Genomic DNA, 20,206 nt, shown 5'->3' on the forward strand with positions numbered 1-20,206 from the left:
TTGTACTTTTAAAAACTTTAAAATACTTTTTACACTTCGCAGAATAGGGCTATTTATTGTTAAATAGGTTAGCTTACCGCATAGTGCTTTTGTCTCATAACGGAGTGGTCGAGTGTTCGAGTCACTCAGAACCCACCAGTGTAAAACTCCATTAACAACGAACTTTAAGACTAATTTAACAAAACAGACATAGGCAGCGCTAAAAATTTGTACCCATCTTTTTGCATCGGTATAATATGCTCACCCATATAAAAAATAAATCCGCCTTTAAAATTATCACCACTATTCTGGGCAAGCTTTACAAGTCCTCTTAGTTCTGAACTCTTTATACTTGTAGATGCTTTTACCTCAATGGCGATGATGTTTGTATTGCTTTGCTCCAAAACAAAATCTACTTCATAATCTGCATCTCTGTAGTGATATATTTTCGTCGTCTTTTTGGCATAGGTCGTATGCTTTAACAGCTCAGTATATACAAAGTTCTCTACAAGATTTCCTAAATGTTCTCGCTCTTTTAGTATAAGCGCTTCTTTATCTATACCAAGCAGGTGAGAAGCTAAACCCGTGTCGATAAAGTGAATTTTAGGAGTTTTTACTTCTCTTTTGCCTCTATTTGTAAAGTATGGATTTACTCTTTTTACTATGTAGAGAGCTTCAAGAATCTCTATATCCGACTTTACCGTCATATCTTTAATAGCTAGATGTGATGCAAGCGAGTTGTACTTCAGCAAATTTGCGTTGTTGTGAGCTAAAAGCGAAAGCAGCTTAAATATTTCAGATTTGTTTTCTTGGCTCACTCGCTTTATAAGGCTTAAATCTTTTTCAATACGAGCTGTAATGTAGCTCTCAAACCATGTATGAGATACTCTTTGAGGCTTATTATACACACTGGCAAAACCGCCTTTTGTTATGATCTCAACCTGTTCTTCGACACTAATGGCTTTAAAGTTGATATCTGCTACTGCATTACCAAAGAGAATATCTATAAAGTTCTCTCTCTTTTTTTGTAGCTCATATTGAGAAAAAGGGAAAAGGTCGACGCTTACCATTCTCCCCGCCAGAGATTCCTTTATGGCACTCATTTTAAAAAGATCTGCACTTCCAGTTAAGAGAAACATACCGTTTTTATTCTCTTCGTCTACAACCATCTTTAGAGCTTTTACAAGCTCTATTGCCATCTGCACTTCATCTATTACGGAGGGTGTTTTTGCTAGTTGTTTGGCAAATGTTAGCGGATCGTCTTGTGCAGCTTTTAAAATTGTTTCATCGTCCATAGTATAGTATTTGAACCCAAGCTCTTTTGCTATCTTTTTACTGAGAGTTGTTTTGCCTGATTGCCGAGGTCCTGCGATGGTTACAATTTTAAAAGATTCTAATAACTCTAAAATATAGGGCTCTATATTTCTCTTTATAAACATAGTCTCCTCCAATATCATGAGTTATTATAACGTATATTATGAATTATCAGAAAATAAACTATTAATTATCTTGGTTTCTTTCTACTACTTCTTTTTATAATGCGACATAAAGTAGTTAAAAGAGTGTTTTAGTGCTTTGCTTGTTAACTCTGCAAACTCTTTTGCCTCTTTGAAGTTCTCTTCTGCCTTGCTTGAAAGAGCGTCAAATTTTTCGTGCGCATCTTTATAGAGAGATTCTAACTCTTTAGCGCCTATGTCAAACTTTTTTTTACCTTCTTGAGTTAGATGTGAACTTGCTTCTCTAAGCTCATCTATCTCTTTTTGGAACTTAACTAACTGTTTTTTTGCCTCTTCGATCATTTCATCTTTTTTCATGACTTTTCATCTTTTTATTGAGTTACCTTAATTATATAGCAACTCTCTTAAAAAAAATATTTTATTACTACTATTTATATTAAGTTTTTTTATACAAGATGTTACAATTGCATCATGATTAGAGAAAAACTTATAAACATCGTTATGGAGTGTCGCGAGCTTTTTTTACAAGGTTATCACGCAGATAAAAATGTGCAGTACAAAGGCACTGTTGATCTTGTGACCGAGTATGACGTAGCTATAGAGAAGCGTTTGAGCAAAAGTTTGCAAGAGGCATTTCCTGACTTTGAGATAATCGGAGAAGAGAGCACAAAAGAGATCACGTATCCTAAAAAAGCGATATACATTGACCCGATTGACGGCACTACGAACTTCATTCACTCCTTGCCTTTTTGTGCTATTTCCGTCGGTGTCTGGGAAGAGGGCAGAGCTGTTGCGGGAGTTGTTTATAACCCTGTTTTAGATGAGTGTTTCAGCGCGGAGCGCGGCGGCGGTGCATACTTGAACGATAAGCGGATCTTTGTCTCAAAACAGCATGATTTTCAGCAGTCGCTGATTGTCACGGGATTTCCTTATACTAAAGTTACAAAGGGAGAAGATTACGAGTGGGTGCTTCGTACGATGGCAAATATGCTCCCCATAACAAGAGATATACGCAGAACCGGCTCTGCGGCAATAGACTTGTGCTATGTTGCATGCGGAAAGTTCGAGGCGTACTATGAATGCAATCTGAAACCGTGGGATGTGGCGGCAGGTGTGTTGATAGTAGAAGAGGCGCACGGAAAAGTGTCAAACGAAAAAGGTGAAGAGTATGCTCTTGGCGAGCATATTATCTTAAGCTCTAACGCCCTTGTTCATAACGAACTGCTGAAAAATATTAATATTGGGTAGGCACCATTCTGTAACCAACCGCGTATATGCTCTCAATAGAGTTTTCAGGAAGTTTCTTCCTAAGCTTTGATACAAGCTTTCTTATGTTTACAATATCCAGGTTTTCATTAAGATCACTGTAGTGACTTGTTATATCTTCGTTTGAGTGTATCATACCTATCTTATCGCTAAGAAGCTGCAAAAATATGATCTCGTACTTTGTCAATGTTACCATTTCCCCGTTTACAAGAAGTATGTTTGTATCTTTGTTGAAAGTACATGAGCCATTTAGCTTTACGATTGATGGGTGTTTGTTCACAACCTCTTTTGTGTTTGCTGCGTTTAACTTTTTAGACGCGTTTAAAAGGACCTTCAACAGATCTTGGTAGTCTATAGGTTTTTTGATGAACTGCTCTATGCCGAGATTGATTAAAGGGAGCAGATATTTAGTATCGTCATAAGCAGATACTATTATCACTATCTGATCTGGATTGATGTTGTAGATACTCTCTACAAGTTCAACACCGTTAACACGCGGCATCTGAATGTCTGAGAGAATGATGTCATAGTACTTAGACTCTTTTAGATAGAACTCTTTGTACTTTCTGATGGCTTCTTCACCATTTGTTGCGCTGTGCGCCTGACTGAAAAATGTCTTTAAAATCTCTCTCGTATTGTCTCTCAAATCATCATGATCCTCAGCGAAGAGGATAGACAAACCCTTTGTATGTGTTAATAACTCTTTAGAATTTAGCATGTTAACCACTTTTTGCGTTTTTTTGATAAAATAATTATATCTTTTATTTTACAGAATGTTCAAGAAAATAAGATATTATTTTAAGAAAAGAGAATAAATGAAACTTATAATTAACGGTGACACAAAAGAGTTCGGCCAAAACGTAACTTTAAAGAGAGTTATTGAAGAGCTGAATCTAGACGGTAAGGTTATGGCTGCAGCCGTAAATATGGAGATAGTGAAGCAAAATGAGTGGGATAGCCGCGTTTTAAAAGATATGGATAAGCTGGAGTTGCTAGACTTTGTCGGTGGGGGCTGATTCTATAGCTACTACTGCAATGGCATACTCCCCGTCGTGAGTTATGGAGAGACTAACATCATTTATATTAAAGTTCTTTAAAAGTTTTTCCGAGAGCTTCAGGCTTGGAGCTCCGTTTTTAGTTTTGTATATAATCATATCGTGAAAACCGCACTCTGAACCTATTCCGACACCAAGAGCTTTTGAACAAGCCTCTTTAGCAGCCCAAAAGCCCGATGCGGTCTTGTAGTTCTTTACAAGTCCGATCTCTTCTTCGCAGAGAAACCTCTTTAGAGCCTTATTGTTAAAACGCTCCATCAACTCTCTCATGCGAGATGTTTTTATGAGGTCTATGCCTATCATCTACTGTATGACGAACTCTGTAAAATATACGCTTTTTACGCTTCCGTCTGTTATCATCGAGTTTAGTGTGTCTACGATTTGCTCGGAGACCTTCTGCTTCCCTTTTTTAGAAGATATCTCTTCTAGTGTCTTGGATGTTAAGATTCTGATAATTCTGTCTCTAATAACTGGAGACTTGTTATCAAGCTCAATGCTCAGCTGTTTTCCATCAAGCTCTAGTGAAATAGTAGCTTTTAAGTAGCGGCGGCCTGCATCGCTCTTTAGGTTTACGGTAAAAGTATCAAGCGGATACAAGATGCCGATCTCGCTTAGTTTTCTAGAAACCCCTTCATCAGAGTCTCTAACTGCTCTGTATGAAGTGTTTTGCTGCTGAACTTGAGGAGCGGCTTGTTGTACATTTTGTGATTTATCGTCATCACTTAACAAAAGAACGGTTACTATTGCACCGCCGATAATAATAAGCACCAAAACAGCAATGATTATTATCATTAACAGTTTATTGGACTTCTTCTTTTCCTCTCTGCTATCTTCTCTGCTCTCTTCATCAGCCATAGTTCTTCCTTGATTTTTTATTTTGCTAGTATATCAAAAATAATATTATTTTATAAGCAACTGCTATTAATCACAAATTGTTATATTCAGAGCTTTTATGATCTCTTCAAATATAGGTCCTGCCTGACGATCTATGTCATCATGGTATTCAATTACAACAACTTCTTTTTTGTTTGATATGGTACATGTATATGTCTCAGGCTTTGTTTTGTATTTGGAAGTTATCTCATCAATCGTTGAACAGACCAGCTTTCCTTCATCTTTTCCCTCGTATGCGATTGATAACTTTGCAAATTTCTCTTCACTTCTTACTTTAGCGTCCATATTTTAGTAGTTTCCTTATTTAATTTTTTAGATTATACAATGAATAGGTTAAAACAGATTTTAATATATAAACAATCAGTACCACTCAAGCAGTTTTGTAACTTCATCGACAACAAATGTTTTAATATTTGACTTCTCAAGTGGTTTTTTGGAGACCAGCGCTTTTGAGATATTTTGCATACTTGCTTCTCTTAGTCTAACATCCATTCCGTAGACATCTCTGACATCTCCTACAAGAGAGACCTCACCAATGAAAACGGTCTGTTTTGAGATGGCGCGGTTTCTAAAACTGCTGATGATCGCCGCCAAAATTGCCAAATCAGCCGAAGTCTCGCTTATCTTTATGCCGCCCGTGATATTTATAAATACGTCATAACCAGAGAGAGGGATTTCGAGTTTTCTCTCTAAGAGTGCTAGTAGCATATTGAGTCTATTTGTATCAAAACCTGTTGCCTGTCTTTTTGAGTTTGCCGTATGAGACTCTGAGACAAGTGCCTGAACTTCAAGTATGATAGGGCGTGATCCTTCCATGATGACCGTCAAAGCAGAGCCTGCCTGCTCTGAGTTACGGTTAAAAAAACGTGATGCCACGTCTGTGGCAGAAACAAGTCCGTCACCGCGCATCTCAAAGACTCCTATTTCGCTTGTCGGTCCGAAACGGTTTTTGAACCCCCTAAGGATTCTCAGCTCTTGCGACGAGTCGCCCTCAAAATAGAGAACCGTATCTACCATATGTTCTAAAACTCTCGGTCCTGCGATCGATCCCTCTTTTGTTATATGCCCTATGATAAAGATCGCTATATTTTTATCTTTTGCAATGCGCATCAGCTCAAAAGTTATTTGTCTTACCTGAGTGACAGAGCCGGGAGCTGATGATATATTTTCAGAGTAGAGCGTCTGAATGGAGTCGATTATCAAAAAGTCATAATCTCTATGCTCAAGCTCGACTAGTACCTGCTCAAGTCTTATCTCGCTTAGAAGATAGAGCGAGTCATGATTTGCGCTGAGCCTGTTCGCACGAAGTTTTATCTGTCCTGCAGACTCCTCTCCTGTTACGTAAAGCACATTCTTCCCGCTTGAAGCTATATCTCCGCCCACTTTTAGAAGTAGAGTTGATTTTCCGACACCTGGACTTCCTCCGATAAGTGTGAGAGAACCGGGAACAACGCCTCCTCCCAGAACCATGTCAAGCTCTGCATTTTTAGAGCTGAACCTGTATATCTCCTCCTCTTTTATCTCATTGATACTTTGCGCTTTTGCAGATGAGCCGGAAGCTGATTTTGTCTGTTTTGCGACCTCTTGCTGATGTTCATTAAGTTCTATAAATGAGTCCCAAGCTCCGCAGTTCGTGCATTTGCCCATCCATCTTGGAGTTGTAAGTCCGCAGTGCTGGCACTCAAAGAGAATCTTTTTTTTGGACATATTTTTTAGCCTTATTGAGGTATTTGAGGAATTATACACTTCAAATTATAAGAGAGAGTAAAATATTGCAAATTGTCATATTGTGCGTAATCTAAGATAATCTCAGACATTGCAGACCAGACAAACCTGCTTGCACTCAATGCCGCTATAGAAGCAGCACGTGCAGGTGAACATGGAAGAGGATTTGCGGTTGTGGCAGATGAAGTAAGAAAACTTGCAGAGAGAACTCAAAGAAGCTTGACTGAGATAAATGCGACAATAAATGTCATTGTCCAATCTATTGTGGATGTAAGTACACAGATGAACTCTAACTCTGAAGATATTCAAAAGCTCTCTGAAAATGCAACCGATGTTGAAGTTAAGATCAATGAGAGTGTAGGAATTGTAAAAGATGCGGTAAGAGCAAGTGATAAAACAGTAAACGACTTTGAGAAGACGGGAAGAGATGTTGAGTTTATAGTATCTCAAGTCTCAGAGATAAATGAGATATCATCTAAAAATGCAAGAAATGTCGAAGAGATAGCAGCTGCTGCTGAGCATCTAAACTCTATGACAGATGAGCTTCATGCTAAGTTGGAGACGTTTAGGACGTAAGATTAACTCTCTTCTTCAACGAAGATAGCATCTAAGAGTCCGTCTACGAACTCATACTTGTCAAACGGAGTAAGATTTTCGGGCTGCTCGCCTGTTCCAACGTATAGTATAGGGAGCTCGAGCGCGTAAGCGATGCTGAAGATGCTTCCGCCTTTTGCGGTTCCGTCAAGCTTAGTAATTATTATGCCGTCAATCCCTATCATCTCGTTAAAAGCTTTTGCTTGAGCTATCGCTGAGTTGCCTTGCGTGCCGTCGATGATAAGAACAGTTCTGTGAGGTGCGCCGCTGTGTGCTTTGTCACATATCCTAGCTATTTTTTTGAGTTCGTTTGCAAGATTTGTCTGGGTGTGAAGTCTTCCAGCAGTATCTATGATGACGTTGTCAAGCTCTCTTGATTTTGCAGAGTCTATCGTGTCGTAAGCAACCGCAGAGCTGTCATGTCCTTGTTTTGAGGCGATGATAGGAATGTCTAGTTTTTTTGCCCAGAGAGTAAGCTGCTCTATTGCAGCGGCTCTAAAAGTATCTCCCGCTCCGAGGATCACTTTTTTGCCCTCACTCTTATAGCGAGCCGCAAGTTTAGAGATTGTGGTCGTTTTTCCCGCACCGTTTACACCGACTATCAGCTCGACAAAAGGAGGAGTGAACTTTGGCTCCTCGTAAGATGTGTAGGCTAGGGTAGCAAGCAGTTTTGAGCGCAGAATGTCGCGTGTGACTTTATCTTGATATATCTCGCGAAGTATTATCTCTACAAGTTCATACTCGATATCTGCTTCGAGTAAAATATCCTCAAGCTCATCTTTGCTAAAGGATACTTTCTTCTTTGGAACTACGGATTTTAATGCATCTGCAGTTTTAGAGAGAGATTTTTTTATAAAGCCGAACATTTAGTTGCCTAAAGCATTTCTTATGTCGCTGTCAATAAACTCTTCCTCCGTCGCACCGACATAGTAGTTGATAAGTTTTGCATCTTTATACATCGCCATCGTAGGGATTGGGAATCTCTCTCCAAGCTCCAGCTCCAGCACAAGTTCGTTTACAAGACGGCGGTTTTGATCGGAATTGACCAAAAGATACTTAGCTCCGTAGGTCTGTGCAAACTCTTGAAGTTTTGCATCTGCAATATTATCCTCAATAGTTATGCCTATAATAATCAGATCATCTTTGTATTTTTCCTGAAGTGAACTTAGGTGAGAAGCGGCAGCACGGCATGGAGGACACCAGGTTGCAAATATATCAAATATGACTATTTTGCTTTCAGCTCCATCGAGCCTAAAGCCTTTTCCATCTTTTTTAACGATGTACTGTTTTTTATCCAGACCGGTTAGAACATACTCTTTTGCCGCTATCATCTCATTTGCACTGCTTTTTTTATCTTCGTTGCCTGAACAGCCTTGAAAAAGTATTGCTGCTGAAATAACTGAAATAACTAAAATATATTTTTTAAACATTTGCTTACCTTGTTTTTAGTAAAATGAGCGAAATTATAGCCATAAAGATTTTATATGCCTCTTACAAAAGCAATTTTTAGACGAAATTGTCTAGAAAAAATTAAAAGCTCTCCTTTTCACAACAGATTTTATAAAAATGCAAAAATAGATGCAAAGTTGCTTAAAGAGCTCGGCAGGTTTAAAAATTTAAAAAATTTAAAGATACTTTTTTATACTTCTCTTCCCTTTGAGGCGAACACAGCTAAATCAATTGAAAAATTGAGAAAAAAATGTGATATTTTTGTTCCATTTATGGAAGGCGAAAGTTTTAAGATGGTACCATTTAGATTACCGCTGAAGAAAAAAAAGTTTGGTATTTATGAAGCGGGAAAAAGTTTAAGAGATATTAAAAAAGTTGATATAGCCATAGTGCCCGTTGTTGGCGTAGATGGAAATTTACAAAGAGTTGGTTTTGGAAAAGGGATGTATGATCGTTTCTTTGCAAAGTTAAAAAAGAGACCGTACACAATTTTTATACAATCAGAATTTTGTTACACAAAAGAGTTGATCTGTGATGAGTACGACATCACATGTGATTTAATCATCACGCCAAATATTACCGTGCAAAATAAAAATATGGCTATAAATAGGAAATAAAATGTTAAATGAGATACTAATTGGAGGTTCAATCGCCTCTGTTAGTGGGCTTATTGGATTTTTCATCTCTAAAAAAATTACTAATGCTAATTTTGACATATATGTCGAAAAAGCTAAAGCTCAAGCAGGCGCGATCGAGAATGAGGCGCAGATGCTTTTATACAAAGCCAATATAAAATCTCAAGAGATAGAGCTCGAAGCTACAAAGCTTTATGAGAGTGCCAAAGAGAAGGCAAAAGCCGACCTCTATCAAAGAGAAGAGGATATTGTAAAAAAAGAGCAGAATTTTAAACGCTACAAACATAACGAAGAGAGAAGACTTCAGGATGAAGTGGCTATTTTAAAATCTAAGCAAGTTGATTTAAAAAGAAATGAAAAATCTCTAAACTCACTAAAAAAAAGATACGAAGAGAAGATAGACGAGGCGCTAAATGCCATAGAGCATTGTGCAGGAATGACAAAAGATGAAGCAAAAGCGGTTTTGCTTGAAAAAGTTGAAGAGAAGTCGCGAGCCGAGATAGCCCACATCGTAAGACGTTATGAAAATGAGGCAAAAACCGAGGCTAAGAAAAGAGCAAACTATATATTGGCTCAGGCTACAAGCAGGTATGCCGGCGAGTTTGCCGCAGAGAGACTTACAAATATTGTCCACCTCTCAGATGATGAGCTAAAAGGGCGCATTATAGGAAAAGAGGGCAGAAATATTAAAACCCTTGAGACTCTTTTGGGTGTTGATATTATTATCGATGATACTCCAAACGCGATCATGCTTAGCAGTTTTAATCTCTACAGACGTGCTATTGCTACAAAAACCATAGAACTTCTCATAGAAGATGGGCGTATACAGCCGGCTCGCATAGAGGAGATATTCACTAAAGTTTGCGATGATTTTGAGTCAGAGATCTTAAACGAGGGCGAGGAGATACTGGCAGAGCTAGATATCGGTGTAATGCATCCAGAACTTGTAAAACTGATAGGCAAGCTTCGTTATCGTGCAAGTTACGGACAAAATGCGTTGGCACATACTCTTGAAGTGGCACATCTCGCAGGAATTATGACGGCTGAGATGGGCGGAGACGTAAAACTTGCAAAAAGAGCGGGACTACTGCATGACATAGGAAAGGCTCTTACGCATGACAATGACGGAAATCATGTCGATCTTGGAGTTGCTATCTGTAACCGCTACAGCGAGCACAGTGTAGTTATAAATGCTATTTATGCTCATCACGGCTATGAAGAGATAAACTCCATAGAGTGCGGTGCGGTCTGTGCAGCTGATGCCCTATCGGCAGCAAGACCCGGCGCTAGAAGAGAGGTTTTAGAGAGCTTCTTAAAGAGAGTGACTGAGATAGAGGAGATAGCATCCGAGCATACGGGTGTAAAACAGGCTTACGCTATCAATGCAGGGCGTGAGGTAAGAGTCATAGTCAATGCCTCTTTGGTAAATGACGACGAATCTGTTTTGATGGCAAAAGAGATCGCCAAAGAGATAGAGGAGAAGGTTCAGTATCCGGGTGAGATAAAAGTCAATGTAATCAGAGAGAGCAGGGCTGTAGAGTTTGCAAAATAGAAAGTTTTACGCTTTTGGAGCTATGATCTGCTGTGCTATAGCACTTTTTCTCTTCAGCGGATGTTCTCTAAAAGAGCAGAGTAGCAAACCTGCTCTAAAACATATGATACAGAGCGAAAAACTTCGCATCTTGATGAGAGAACTTGACTTAGTGGTTTATGAGCGCCAAAAAAGCGAGCTTGAGAGAGACAAGATGCGTAAGAGGTATGTTTTTACCCTTGCAGATACGCTCAAAAAACTTTCGGCAGAAATTGAAAATATGCCAAAAGGTGATTTGGGCAGCGATTTGACACCTGGTGATTTTGATGATTATAAAAGATATGCAAAGAACCTCAATCAAGATGCAAATGAGTTGTACCTCTTGGCTCAAAATTATGAGTTTGAACTATTAACGAAAAAGATGGAAGATATAAAGACCTCATGTAACTCTTGTCATAAGCAGTTTAGGAAAAATCCCTAATTTATTATGACTATTTTACGTCTTTTTTGCTCTCTTCTTCTGTTTACTACGCTTCTCCTTGGAGATATTGAAGATAAAAACACGACATCCGGTAACATACTATCCAAGACGATTTTCAGCGTTGGCGGAAGAGCCCATCTAAGTACCATTTTTACCTCTGATCAATCAACATATTTTGCAGGAAAAATAGCCCTTGATAGTAAAGAAAAGGGCAAAGATATCTATGCAAATGCCCGCGAGAGCAGACTCTGGACAAAAACGAGAACTCCGACAGAGCAGGGCATACTGCGCACCACGCTGGAGATAGATTTTCTGGGCACGAAAGACGGCAAAGCCGATAAAAACGACTACTATCCCCGTCTAAGACACGCCTTTGTAGAGCTTGGGAGTTTTGGATTTGGTCAGACAAACTCTACTTTTAACTCCGTTTCGGCACTCGATACCATCTCCTACCCGATGGATGACACTTTTGTGCGTCAATTTCTTCTCCGATACACCTACGATAAAGACATGTTTGCATTTGACATCTCTCTGGAGGACCCTAAAACAACGCTTTTAGATAGTAGCAGCTCAAAGATCATAACAAAAGATGAGCTGCTTTTTGATCTAATTTTGCGTTCAAGATACTACCCAGTGTGGGGAGAGGTAGGCATTGCATTTTTATCGCGCAAGATTACCCATAACTCATCAATATATGATACCAAAGATTCCAAATACGGCTATGGAATCAACCTGTCAGGGCGACTTAAGACATTCGCAATGGATGATATCCGCTTTAATCTGCATTACGGAGAGGGGAGCGGGCGTTATGTAGCATACGGCGCTTTTAGCGAAGGAGTAATAGACTCAGAGGGAAAGATATCCCTTACCCCTGTTTATGGAGGACATCTTGGATATCGTCACTGGTGGAGCCATGATCTTCGCTCTACGATCGCTTTTTCTTACATCGGTGCCGATAACAACTTAGATGTTTTGCAAACGGGGCTTGATAAGGTCACAAAAGAGAGTTACGGCACACAGATAAATCTTCTTTGGGTACCTGTTAAAAATCTCTTAACTGGCATAGAGTACGCTTGGGCAAAGAGAGAGGTAGAGAGTAGGGAGAGCGGCAGTACAAACTTTTTTAATCTTGTATTGCGCTATGATTTTTAGTAACCGTCCTCGATAACATTCATCTCCGAATCGTCATAAGGGTCCATATGTATAAGAATATGTACATGTTTGTCATTAAATAGTTCACGAAGCTTGGCTTCAAGTCTATCTGAGATAAGATGTGCGTCGTAGAGCGATATGCTGACATTAAAGACTACGTGAACAGAGATAAATATATGGGAACCCGACTCTCTTGTTTTTAGGTCATGGTAGCCGTTTATATCTTTTTGAACATCTAAAAGCGCTTCTATTTTTGCCACATCTTCGGGTGCGGGAGCAGCATCGAGCAGCATTAACATCCCCTCTTTTATGATCGGAGCAGCCGAGTAGATCATGTAAATAGCTATACCCATACCAAGTATCGGGTCTATAAGATGCTCGCCTGTATATGATATAAGCAGCAGTGCCAGCAGGATGGCACCGTTTGAGAAGAGGTCTGTTTTGTAGTGAAGCGCATCCGCTTTGATGACCATATTTTTCGTTTTTTTTGCGACATAGTTTAAAAAAGCGACAAGAAATGCAGTTATAACAAAGGATGCGACCATAACGGTAACACTCGTTCCAATGTACTCCATAGGTTTGTAGCTTACAATTTTTGAAATCGCTTCATAAAATATAAAGAGTGCCGAAAAGGAGATGACAAACCCCTCTATAACTGCGGCTAAAGGCTCTATCTTACTGCGCCCGAAATGAAACTTGTCGTCAGGGTCTTTCTCCGCACTATTTAGGGCAAAGTAGTTAAAAAGCGATACTATCAGGTCAAGAAGCGAATCAATTGCAGATGCTAACACAGCAATAGAACCGCTAAATATTCCCACAGTCATCTTCATTAGTACAAGCACGGCCGCTACACTTGTCGAGACGACCGTAGCTTTCTTTTCGAGTCTCATAAAATTCCTTATAGCTATCTTTTGATACAATTATAATTAAATTTTTTTAAGATAAAGTATAAGATGAACATAGATGTATTAAGAGAAGAGCGACAGAAGTGGATGCTCTGGAAAAATATAGCACCGCTTCGCGAAGCTCTTGATAGTTTAGAGGATGGCTCATGGAGTGTAGAGCTGGGAGATGCGGTGAAAATAAGCGGCAATTACTCAGACCTCTCAGGGATAGAGAGAGTGGCACGAATGATGATGCCATGGAGAAAGGGACCGTTTGAAATATTTGACACATATATAGACTCCGAGTGGAGAAGCAACCTGAAATACAATCTGCTGCGCAAACATTTTAATTTAAAAGATAAGAGAGTTGCCGATATAGGGTGTAACAATGGATATTATCTTTTTAGGATGCAGGAGGACTCTCCAAAATCGCTTGTAGGCTTTGATCCTTCGCCGCTTTATAAGACGCAGTTCGATTTTATAAATCACTTTGTTAAAAGCGCTATTGTCTACGAACTTTTAGGGGTTGAACACCTAGAGTTTTATGAAGAGAAGTTTGATACTATTTTTTGTTTAGGGGTTCTTTATCACAGAAGCGATCCAATTGCTATGTTAAAGTCCCTCTACAGGGGGCTTGATAAGCAGGGTGAGGTGATACTTGATACCTTTTATATAGAGGGGGATGATGATATGTGCCTGTGTCCAGAGTCCTCATACTCCAAGATACCAAATATCTATTTCGTGCCTACTGTAAAAGCATTAAAAAACTGGTGCACAAGAGCTGGATTTAGCGGTTTTGAAGTGTTGGAGAAAACCGTGACAGGCAGTGATGAACAGAGAAAGACCTCATGGATAGAGGGGCAGTCGCTGGAAGATTTTTTAGATAAAGATGACAGCACAAAGACCATAGAGGGGTATCCCGCTCCTGCTAGAGTATATGTAAAATTAACCAAGGATTGCAAATGAGCGATAGAGAAGATAAAGATTTTGAAGATAACGAAGAGCTTGAAGTAGAAGATTACAGAGCCAAAGATGACGTGATGCTAAAGACTCACGAGGAGATCAACCGTGATCTCTGCGGAGAGATCGAGAAGATGGATATAGGGTATGTAAAATTAAAACTTGTAACCACTCATGATATGATTGCAGACTCTAAGGGATTGATACACGGCGGATTTATTTTCGGTGCTGCGGATTATGCCGCTATGGCAGCGGTTAATGAGAGAAACGTTGTTTTAGTGGCAAGCAACTGCCAGTTTCTCTCTCCCGTAAAATTTGGCGATATAGTTAATTTTACTGCTAAAGTACGCCATAAAGAGGGCAGAAAAAGAAACGTACGTGTTACAGGCAATGTTTTGGACATCAAGGTCTTTGACGGTGAGTTTAAGACAGTTGTGACGGATAGACACGTGCTAAAGCTAAAACTTACAGAAGAAGATGCAGAAGAGGAGGAGTACCACAACGAGCACAACTAGAGTGCCGTTTATAGATTGGCTATCCAGTAGTCACTGTATTGCTGCTCCTGTTTTATCGTAGTCGTGTTTCCGTGTCCCGGATATATGGTTTTGTCATAAGGGATCTTTTTAAATTCTCCAAGAGACTCTCTCATCTGCTGAGGTGAGGAGTATGGAAAATCTGTTCGCCCGATAGAGCGTTCAAATATAAAGTCACCGCTAAACATAGCATCTCCAATCTCAATCGTAGAACATCCAGGTGTATGCCCGGGAAAGTGACGAAACTTTACTTTAACTCCGTTAAAACCAAACTCCTGATTCGGCTCTACCTCTACATCCGGTTTTGAGGGCGGCAGGTCGGGACTCCAGCTGGAGCCTTGAAGAAGCATCACATCCTCTTTTGGAGTATATAGCGGAACTTTTAATCTCTTTTGCAGCTCTTCATTGCTCCAGACATGGTCAAAATGTCCGTGAGTATTTAAAATTGCTACAGGATTGGTCACATTCTGCATAACCCACTCTACGGCACCGATGCCCGGGTCGATTATAAAGTCCATCTCATCAACGGTGACTATGTAGCAGTTTGTCTGGTACTCTCCCATTGCTTTTGCTTTTATCTTCATTACACAACTCTTTTTTTAGGGCAATTGTAACCTAGTAAATATAAATATATCTATAGAGTGTTTTTGCACATATAGTTACTAAAGTTTGATATAATATTTTTTGTTAAACTTCTTTAAAGGTTGGTGATGGGAAAGTATGATCTCATATCGGAGTATCTGCAATATTTTTTGGACGATGAAGTTCGTAAGACAGGGATGCAAAACGTTGTTTTAGGACTTAGCGGCGGTATAGACTCAGCAGTCGTTGCCGTTCTTGCCCAGAGAGTATTCGGTGATAATCTTTTATGCGTAAAAATGCCTTCTCACTACTCTTCACAAAGCTCTTTAGACGATGCCGATGAACTCTGTCGTGATTTTAAACTAAACTCCATAACAGTCTCGATAGAGCCGATGTTAAAGGCGTATGAAGAGTTAAATCTAGATATGGACAATCTAAGACGCGGAAATCTCTCCGCAAGGCTTAGAATGAGCACCCTTTTTGATATCTCTGCAAAGCATAATGCATTGGTCTTAGGAACTAGCAATAAAAGTGAGCTTATGCTTGGATATGGAACGCTGTACGGCGATTTGGCAAGCGCGCTAAATCCTATAGGTGATCTTTATAAGAGCGAGATATATGAGCTTGCAGAGCATCTGGGCGTAACTAGAAGTATCATACAAAAAGCTCCCTCAGCCGATCTATGGGACGGACAGAGTGATGAAGCCGATCTGGGTTACAGTTACGCTAAGCTTGATGAGGCGCTTAAGTATTACGTTGAAGATAGATTAAGCAAAGAAGAGATTGTCAAAAGAGGGTGTGACGAGAGTATGTTCGATATGATCGTTGGGCGTATCTTTAGAAACCAGTTTAAGAGAAAAATGCCCCTTATTGCCAAGTTGACATCTAGAACAATAAACCATGATTTTAATTACCCAAGAGATATAACACTATGAAGGATGAGAGAATGAAAGTCGCATTTTGTAGATATGAGAGCAGTAGAGAAGCACACTCAAACGTGAGTGATGTTTTGGACCAAGAGGATATAAGTCAGGTAGAGGAGCTTGAGAGTGAATTTGCTTCATATGTAGGCGTTGATTATGCATTGGCGACCTCACACGGTACCTCGGCTCTGCACCTGGCTATGCTGGCGCTCGATTTAAAAAGAGGCGACAAGATAGTATGTTCCGTAAATGCACACCCTAACGTTCCGGAAGTCGTGCGTCATTTTGATGCAGAACCTATTTTTATAGATATTGACCCTGAGAGTTATAATATTAATCTTGACAAATTAGAGAAATATCTAGAAGATAACAGCGCGAAAAAATTAAAAGCCGTTATTGTCACGCATATTGCAGGACAGTGTGTCGATCTGGAGAGACTTTACGCAATGGCAAAGAGATTTGACGTAAAGATAGTAGAGGATGCCTGCGAGGCTTTAGGAGCTACTTACAAAGGTGAGAGGATCGGCTCAACGGGAGCTGATATTACCTGCTTTAACTTCTCTTCTCATCTAAAAAGAGATATCTGTAACGGCGGTATGCTTGTTTCAAACTCTTCTGAGATCATAGAGCGCGCAAAACTGCTTCGCTCACACGCTATGAAGAGAGATGAGGACTCTTTAGAGTATATCTATGACGTTGTGGACATCGGGTTTGACTACTCTATGAGTCAGCTTAGTGCCGCATATATTAGAGCACAGATAAAAGAGCAGGATAAGAACCTTCAAAGGATTCAAGAGATAGCTCAGATGTACAATAAGGCTCTTGATGGAGTGGAGCATGTCACTATTCCTAAGCCTAAAAGCGATGACCACCCTTACTCTTTATATATCATCAAAGTAGATAAAAACAGGGATTCATTCGCGCTTGAACTTAAAAAGCAGGGCGTTGAGGTCGGACTTCACTACATTCCGCTTCACTTTTTGACATACTACAAGAACAAATACTCGCTAAAAGTGAATAATTTTCCCGTAGCACTCACAACTTATCAGCAGGTTATGTCACTTCCTATCTATGCAAGTATGGAAAATAAAGAGGTGCAGTACGTGATCGAGAAGATAAAAGCGGTAGCATCGACAAGAGTTTAAAAGCAAAAAATTGAAAAAAAAGATAATCTTTTGGGTTGAGGAGTACTTCTACAACCCAAACCCCTCTCAAAGAGTTCTCTCTCTTTTACTTCTTCCGCTTAGCTGGGTCTACTGTTTTGTTATGTTCTTGTGCTTTAAAAGCAAAAAGAGCGAAGATCTTGGCGTAGATGTTATCGGGATCGGAAACCTGAGTGTCGGCGGAAGCGGCAAAACTCCGCTTGTAACAGCTCTTGCATCAAGATATGAAGATGCGGCAGTTGTGCTCAGAGGCTATGGGAGAGAGAGCAGCGGTCTTGTTGTGGTAAGCAGCGGCGAAGAGATATTATGCGATGTGGCCGTGAGCGGCGATGAAGCGATGATATATGCGCACAAGATTTCAAAGGCGATCGTAATTGTAAGCGAAGATAGAAAAAAGGGGATACTAAAGGCCAAAGAAATGGGTGCTAGAGTAGTCTTTTTAGATGATGCCTACTCAAAACATGAGATAAAAAAACTTGATATAGTAATAGATGTAGAGAGCAAAAATTTATCTTGTCTGCCATCTGGTCCATTTAGAGAGAGACTCTGGAGTAAAAAAGAGGCTCTTGTCGTAAAAGAGGGAGTAGATTTTAAAAGAGTGGTTGAACTTAAAAATAAAAGTGATAAAATGTCGCTTTTAACTGCCATAGCGAGACCTGAGCGACTTGATAGTTATCTGCCTGATGTTATCAGCAAAAACTACTTTGAAGATCATCACGCATTTACAAAAAGTGAGGTTTTTGATATTCTTCAAAGAGACAAAGCAGACTCTATTTTGGTGACATACAAAGATTTCGTAAAACTGGAGCAGTTCGGTTTAAAGCTTTCACTGCTGGATATGTATCTGGAAGTCGATGAAAATATTTTTAAAAAAGTAGATGATTATAGGAAATTTGGTAATGCAAAAAAAGATTGAAACAGTTCAGACGCTTCTTGAAGCCCTGCCGTTTATAAAAGAGTTCAATAAAGAGATAGTGGTCATTAAATACGGCGGTTCAGCACAGGAGTCCTCGCAGCTTAAAGAGAGATTCGCGCAAGATGTTCTACTTATGTATCTAGTAGGTATTAAGCCTGTTATCGTTCATGGCGGCGGCAGACAGATAAATGAGATGTTGGATGCGCTTAGTATCATTCCTAAATTTATAGACGGGCAGCGGGTAACTTCAAAAGAGGTAATGCGCATTGTCGAGATGGTTCTAAGCGGAGAGATAAACAAAGAGATAGTTTCACTTCTAAACTCTCATGGCGCAAAAGCGATCGGAATCAGCGGAAAAGATGCGAAGTTTATAAGCGCTCGCGCAAAAGATTTCGCTAAATGGGGACTCACTGGAAATATAACAAACGTAGATGCCGATGTCATCACAAATCTCATTGCAGAAAAGTTTATCCCCGTGATTGCTCCAATAGCAGACGGCGGAGAGATGGGACACCCAGGTTTTAATATTAACGCGGATTTATGTGCATCCTATGTTGCCAAAGCCATAGGTGCGAATAAAATCATATTTTTAACCGATACCGCAGGAGTGCTGAACAAAGACAAAAAGCTTTTAAGTACTCTAAACAAAGACGAAGTAGAGGCATTGAAGGCAGATGGAACAATCCATGGCGGCATGGTTCCAAAAGTGGATGCATGTCTTGAAGCAGTGGAGGGCGGTGTGCATAAAGCTCACATCATTGATGGAAGAATAGAGCACTCTCTTCTTTTGGAACTTTTTACATCTGCAGGTGTGGGAACGCAGATAGTTCTCTAGTCTTTTCTAGCCGCTTTATAGAAGAGTTTCTCGGTAGAGACCTCTTTTGGTATCGGCTCATTATATAAAATATTTTGAGCTAATATTTTTGCCAGATAAGGACCGTAAACAAACCCTCTTGAACCCAATGCATTTATAACATACATATTTGGATAGTATTCTAACATCTCAGGCGGGATCTTTGTTCCGTTTTTGATGGAAGGGTATTTTTTAAGGCTGCTCTCATAATTGACAACTTTGCCGATTAGAGGAAAGTAGCTTTTAATAGTAGCTCTGGCACCCTTATATATTTTTACAACCTCTAGATCTTCGAGTTTTATAAGTTCCTCTGCCTGCTTTAAAAGAGTTGCTGTCTGCATCTCGTCACTCTCTAGATAATAAGCGCACTTGTCACATGTTGTCAGACACTCTATCTTCTCATCATCATGCCTCTGTTGCGTTGCTCCGATTGAGAGGGTGCCGTCATGTTTGTTTGTTGAGACGGATATGGATTTATGGATATTAAAAGGAACTTTCGTTGTTGTCTTGACATCTACTCTAAGCCCGAAAATAGGCGATATTTTCATATATGGGATCTCTACTAATGAGCTGCCGACTCCTTGAGCCAAGATGATGTTTTTAGCTTTTATCTCATCTATGGTGTAGATGCCATCTTTGAAATGAAGCTCCTTGACATCTCTTTTGTAAAAATCAGACTCTTTTGTAAGTTCACGGCAGATCTGAACAGGCTCTACAACTGCCGCATTCTCATAAAAGTAACCATCAATCTCCATAAAGTTTTTTGAAATATAGTGGAGTTTTTCACTGCTTAAGTATTCACACCTTATACTGTTTTTTGATAATTTCTCTTCATCAAAATTAGTGTCCGCAACCCTAAGAACTCCTTTTTTATCAACTGCACTAGGCAGCAGTTTTTCATAAAAATCCAAAGAGTAATCAAGTGCCGCGTTTACCAAAGAGTTATAGGGGTTTTTCTTACCCGGCAGGGGTGAGAGAAATGCTCCTGCAGCCCCGCTCGCTCCTCCCGCAATCCCCTCCCTATCTATGAGCGCGATGCTTTTGTTCTCTTTTTGTAAAAAATAGGCCATGCTGCATCCCGCACTTCCGGCTCCGATTATTAAGAAGTCATATATTTTCATTTTAGAATTATACATAATATTCAAGTTTATATTGTTTTTGTGATGTTATAATC

Annotated in this window: 24 protein-coding genes and 1 pseudogene; 13 read left to right on the forward strand and 12 right to left on the reverse strand. The window is 39.7% G+C overall.

The features are described 5' to 3' along the window. Positions 1-170 precede the first annotated feature (170 nt). The gene (locus tag FCU45_RS03215; protein WP_170175820.1) at positions 171-1,418 is read right to left on the reverse strand and encodes an ATP-binding protein; all 1,248 of its coding nucleotides are present in this window, start codon (positions 1,416-1,418) and stop codon (positions 171-173) included. Positions 1,419-1,502: 84 nt separating this feature from the next. After that, positions 1,503-1,793: a sll1863 family stress response protein gene (locus FCU45_RS03220; RefSeq protein ID WP_137012225.1), complete on the reverse strand. Its 291-nt coding sequence runs from the start codon at positions 1,791-1,793 to the stop codon at positions 1,503-1,505. A 114-nt stretch (positions 1,794-1,907) separates the two neighbouring features. Here FCU45_RS03220 and FCU45_RS03225 point away from each other — a divergent pair, with 114 nt between their 5' ends. After that, positions 1,908-2,684, forward strand: a complete 777-nt coding sequence (locus FCU45_RS03225; protein WP_137012227.1) for an inositol monophosphatase family protein — start codon at positions 1,908-1,910, stop codon at positions 2,682-2,684. Here FCU45_RS03225 and FCU45_RS03230 read toward each other — a convergent pair. Then, positions 2,671-3,420: a response regulator transcription factor gene (locus tag FCU45_RS03230; RefSeq protein WP_137012229.1), complete on the reverse strand. Its 750-nt coding sequence runs from the start codon at positions 3,418-3,420 to the stop codon at positions 2,671-2,673. The two genes, FCU45_RS03225 and FCU45_RS03230, sit on opposite strands and share 14 nt — an antisense overlap. A 97-nt stretch (positions 3,421-3,517) precedes the next feature. Between FCU45_RS03230 and thiS the strand changes: the two genes are divergently transcribed. Continuing rightward, complete coding sequence (gene thiS, locus FCU45_RS03235) at positions 3,518-3,718, forward strand: sulfur carrier protein ThiS (protein WP_137012231.1); 201 nt, start codon at positions 3,518-3,520, stop codon at positions 3,716-3,718. On the opposite strand, the gene acpS is transcribed toward thiS, so the two are convergent. From acpS to radA, 4 genes are all read right to left on the reverse strand, one after another. After that, a complete protein-coding gene (acpS, locus tag FCU45_RS03240; RefSeq protein WP_137012233.1) occupies positions 3,695-4,060 on the reverse strand; it encodes a holo-ACP synthase in 366 nt (121 codons plus the stop codon). The two genes, thiS and acpS, sit on opposite strands and share 24 nt — an antisense overlap. Further along, a complete protein-coding gene (fliL, locus tag FCU45_RS03245) occupies positions 4,061-4,612 on the reverse strand; it encodes a flagellar basal body-associated protein FliL (RefSeq protein ID WP_137012235.1) in 552 nt (183 codons plus the stop codon). 66 nt (positions 4,613-4,678) lie between these two features. After that, positions 4,679-4,936, reverse strand: coding sequence for a hypothetical protein (locus FCU45_RS03250; RefSeq protein ID WP_137012237.1), 258 nt, complete (start codon positions 4,934-4,936; stop codon positions 4,679-4,681). A 75-nt stretch (positions 4,937-5,011) separates the two neighbouring features. Beyond that, positions 5,012-6,358: a DNA repair protein RadA gene (gene radA, locus FCU45_RS03255; RefSeq protein ID WP_137012239.1), complete on the reverse strand. Its 1,347-nt coding sequence runs from the start codon at positions 6,356-6,358 to the stop codon at positions 5,012-5,014. A gap of 96 nt (positions 6,359-6,454) precedes the next feature. On the opposite strand from radA, the pseudogene FCU45_RS03260 reads away from it, so the two are divergent. After that, positions 6,455-6,952: pseudogene (locus FCU45_RS03260) on the forward strand (methyl-accepting chemotaxis protein); the annotation flags it as partial. A 2-nt stretch (positions 6,953-6,954) separates the two neighbouring features. On the opposite strand, the gene ftsY reads toward FCU45_RS03260, so the two are convergent. Then, a complete protein-coding gene (ftsY, locus tag FCU45_RS03265; protein WP_137012241.1) occupies positions 6,955-7,836 on the reverse strand; it encodes a signal recognition particle-docking protein FtsY in 882 nt (293 codons plus the stop codon). Next, positions 7,837-8,400 (reverse strand): TlpA disulfide reductase family protein, encoded by a 564-nt coding sequence (locus tag FCU45_RS03270; RefSeq protein WP_137012243.1) that lies wholly within the window; start codon positions 8,398-8,400, stop codon positions 7,837-7,839. It lies immediately after the preceding gene. Between the two features lie 54 nt (positions 8,401-8,454). Here FCU45_RS03270 and FCU45_RS03275 point away from each other — a divergent pair, with 54 nt between their 5' ends. From FCU45_RS03275 to FCU45_RS03290, 4 genes are read left to right on the forward strand one after another with little or no spacing between them, the layout of a single operon-like run. After that, positions 8,455-9,036: a 5-formyltetrahydrofolate cyclo-ligase gene (locus FCU45_RS03275; protein ID WP_137012245.1), complete on the forward strand. Its 582-nt coding sequence runs from the start codon at positions 8,455-8,457 to the stop codon at positions 9,034-9,036. 1 nt (position 9,037) lies between these two features. Continuing rightward, a complete protein-coding gene (rny, locus tag FCU45_RS03280) occupies positions 9,038-10,606 on the forward strand; it encodes a ribonuclease Y (RefSeq protein WP_137012247.1) in 1,569 nt (522 codons plus the stop codon). Then, entirely contained in the window at positions 10,596-11,066 is a 471-nt protein-coding gene (locus FCU45_RS03285) for a cytochrome c (RefSeq protein ID WP_137012249.1), read from the forward strand. Before rny ends, FCU45_RS03285 begins: the two co-directional genes overlap by 11 nt. A 6-nt stretch (positions 11,067-11,072) precedes the next feature. Beyond that, positions 11,073-12,218 carry a DcaP family trimeric outer membrane transporter gene (locus tag FCU45_RS03290; RefSeq protein WP_137012251.1) on the forward strand — a complete coding sequence of 382 codons (1,146 nt, stop codon included), beginning with the start codon at positions 11,073-11,075 and terminating at the stop codon, positions 12,216-12,218. On the opposite strand, the gene FCU45_RS03295 is transcribed toward FCU45_RS03290, so the two are convergent. Further along, a complete protein-coding gene (locus tag FCU45_RS03295; RefSeq protein ID WP_137012253.1) occupies positions 12,215-13,108 on the reverse strand; it encodes a cation diffusion facilitator family transporter in 894 nt (297 codons plus the stop codon). The genes FCU45_RS03290 and FCU45_RS03295 overlap by 4 nt on opposite strands. A 63-nt stretch (positions 13,109-13,171) precedes the next feature. On the opposite strand from FCU45_RS03295, the gene cmoB reads away from it, so the two are divergent. Continuing rightward, positions 13,172-14,068 carry a tRNA 5-methoxyuridine(34)/uridine 5-oxyacetic acid(34) synthase CmoB gene (cmoB, locus tag FCU45_RS03300; RefSeq protein ID WP_137012255.1) on the forward strand — a complete coding sequence of 299 codons (897 nt, stop codon included), beginning with the start codon at positions 13,172-13,174 and terminating at the stop codon, positions 14,066-14,068. Beyond that, positions 14,065-14,577, forward strand: coding sequence for a hotdog domain-containing protein (locus FCU45_RS03305; protein WP_137012257.1), 513 nt, complete (start codon positions 14,065-14,067; stop codon positions 14,575-14,577). Before cmoB ends, FCU45_RS03305 begins: the two co-directional genes overlap by 4 nt. Positions 14,578-14,585: 8 nt before the next feature. Here the strand turns inward: FCU45_RS03305 and FCU45_RS03310 are convergent, their stop codons facing one another. Continuing rightward, a complete protein-coding gene (locus FCU45_RS03310; protein ID WP_137012259.1) occupies positions 14,586-15,179 on the reverse strand; it encodes an MBL fold metallo-hydrolase in 594 nt (197 codons plus the stop codon). A gap of 126 nt (positions 15,180-15,305) precedes the next feature. Between FCU45_RS03310 and FCU45_RS03315 the strand changes: the two genes are divergently transcribed. The 4 genes from FCU45_RS03315 to argB are packed head-to-tail and all read left to right on the forward strand — an operon-like array spanning position 15,306 to position 19,014. Then, on the forward strand, positions 15,306-16,112 hold the full coding sequence (locus FCU45_RS03315; protein WP_137012260.1) for an NAD+ synthase: 807 nt from the start codon (positions 15,306-15,308) through the stop codon (positions 16,110-16,112). A gap of 11 nt (positions 16,113-16,123) precedes the next feature. Further along, positions 16,124-17,245 carry a DegT/DnrJ/EryC1/StrS family aminotransferase gene (locus FCU45_RS03320; protein WP_137012261.1) on the forward strand — a complete coding sequence of 374 codons (1,122 nt, stop codon included), beginning with the start codon at positions 16,124-16,126 and terminating at the stop codon, positions 17,243-17,245. 10 nt (positions 17,246-17,255) lie between these two features. Continuing rightward, positions 17,256-18,179, forward strand: coding sequence for a tetraacyldisaccharide 4'-kinase (locus tag FCU45_RS03325; protein WP_137012263.1), 924 nt, complete (start codon positions 17,256-17,258; stop codon positions 18,177-18,179). Next, a complete protein-coding gene (argB, locus tag FCU45_RS03330; RefSeq protein WP_137012265.1) occupies positions 18,163-19,014 on the forward strand; it encodes an acetylglutamate kinase in 852 nt (283 codons plus the stop codon). The genes FCU45_RS03325 and argB overlap by 17 nt, the downstream gene beginning before the upstream one ends. On the opposite strand, the gene FCU45_RS03335 is transcribed toward argB, so the two are convergent. Next, positions 19,011-20,168: an FAD-dependent oxidoreductase gene (locus tag FCU45_RS03335; protein ID WP_342776133.1), complete on the reverse strand. Its 1,158-nt coding sequence runs from the start codon at positions 20,166-20,168 to the stop codon at positions 19,011-19,013. The genes argB and FCU45_RS03335 overlap by 4 nt on opposite strands. Positions 20,169-20,206 lie beyond the last annotated feature (38 nt).

Source organism: Sulfurimonas crateris (genome assembly GCF_005217605.1).
GTDB classification, from domain to species: domain Bacteria; phylum Campylobacterota; class Campylobacteria; order Campylobacterales; family Sulfurimonadaceae; genus Sulfurimonas; species Sulfurimonas crateris.

Coding starts and splice junctions, on each gene's coding strand:
- FCU45_RS03215 (WP_170175820.1), bottom strand. CDS start 1,418: ATGTTTATAAAGAGAAATATAGAGCCCTATATTTTAGAGTTATTAGAA.
- FCU45_RS03220 (WP_137012225.1), bottom strand. CDS start 1,793: ATGAAAAAAGATGAAATGATCGAAGAGGCAAAAAAACAGTTAGTTAAG.
- FCU45_RS03225 (WP_137012227.1), top strand. CDS start 1,908: ATGATTAGAGAAAAACTTATAAACATCGTTATGGAGTGTCGCGAGCTT.
- FCU45_RS03230 (WP_137012229.1), bottom strand. CDS start 3,420: ATGCTAAATTCTAAAGAGTTATTAACACATACAAAGGGTTTGTCTATC.
- thiS (WP_137012231.1), top strand. CDS start 3,518: ATGAAACTTATAATTAACGGTGACACAAAAGAGTTCGGCCAAAACGTA.
- acpS (WP_137012233.1), bottom strand. CDS start 4,060: ATGATAGGCATAGACCTCATAAAAACATCTCGCATGAGAGAGTTGATG.
- fliL (WP_137012235.1), bottom strand. CDS start 4,612: ATGGCTGATGAAGAGAGCAGAGAAGATAGCAGAGAGGAAAAGAAGAAG.
- FCU45_RS03250 (WP_137012237.1), bottom strand. CDS start 4,936: ATGGACGCTAAAGTAAGAAGTGAAGAGAAATTTGCAAAGTTATCAATC.
- radA (WP_137012239.1), bottom strand. CDS start 6,358: ATGTCCAAAAAAAAGATTCTCTTTGAGTGCCAGCACTGCGGACTTACA.
- ftsY (WP_137012241.1), bottom strand. CDS start 7,836: ATGTTCGGCTTTATAAAAAAATCTCTCTCTAAAACTGCAGATGCATTA.
- FCU45_RS03270 (WP_137012243.1), bottom strand. CDS start 8,400: ATGTTTAAAAAATATATTTTAGTTATTTCAGTTATTTCAGCAGCAATA.
- FCU45_RS03275 (WP_137012245.1), top strand. CDS start 8,455: ATGCCTCTTACAAAAGCAATTTTTAGACGAAATTGTCTAGAAAAAATT.
- rny (WP_137012247.1), top strand. CDS start 9,038: ATGTTAAATGAGATACTAATTGGAGGTTCAATCGCCTCTGTTAGTGGG.
- FCU45_RS03290 (WP_137012251.1), top strand. CDS start 11,073: ATGACTATTTTACGTCTTTTTTGCTCTCTTCTTCTGTTTACTACGCTT.
- FCU45_RS03295 (WP_137012253.1), bottom strand. CDS start 13,108: ATGAGACTCGAAAAGAAAGCTACGGTCGTCTCGACAAGTGTAGCGGCC.
- cmoB (WP_137012255.1), top strand. CDS start 13,172: ATGAACATAGATGTATTAAGAGAAGAGCGACAGAAGTGGATGCTCTGG.
- FCU45_RS03305 (WP_137012257.1), top strand. CDS start 14,065: ATGAGCGATAGAGAAGATAAAGATTTTGAAGATAACGAAGAGCTTGAA.
- FCU45_RS03310 (WP_137012259.1), bottom strand. CDS start 15,179: ATGAAGATAAAAGCAAAAGCAATGGGAGAGTACCAGACAAACTGCTAC.
- FCU45_RS03315 (WP_137012260.1), top strand. CDS start 15,306: ATGGGAAAGTATGATCTCATATCGGAGTATCTGCAATATTTTTTGGAC.
- FCU45_RS03320 (WP_137012261.1), top strand. CDS start 16,124: ATGAAAGTCGCATTTTGTAGATATGAGAGCAGTAGAGAAGCACACTCA.
- argB (WP_137012265.1), top strand. CDS start 18,163: ATGCAAAAAAAGATTGAAACAGTTCAGACGCTTCTTGAAGCCCTGCCG.
- FCU45_RS03335 (WP_342776133.1), bottom strand. CDS start 20,168: ATGTATAATTCTAAAATGAAAATATATGACTTCTTAATAATCGGAGCC.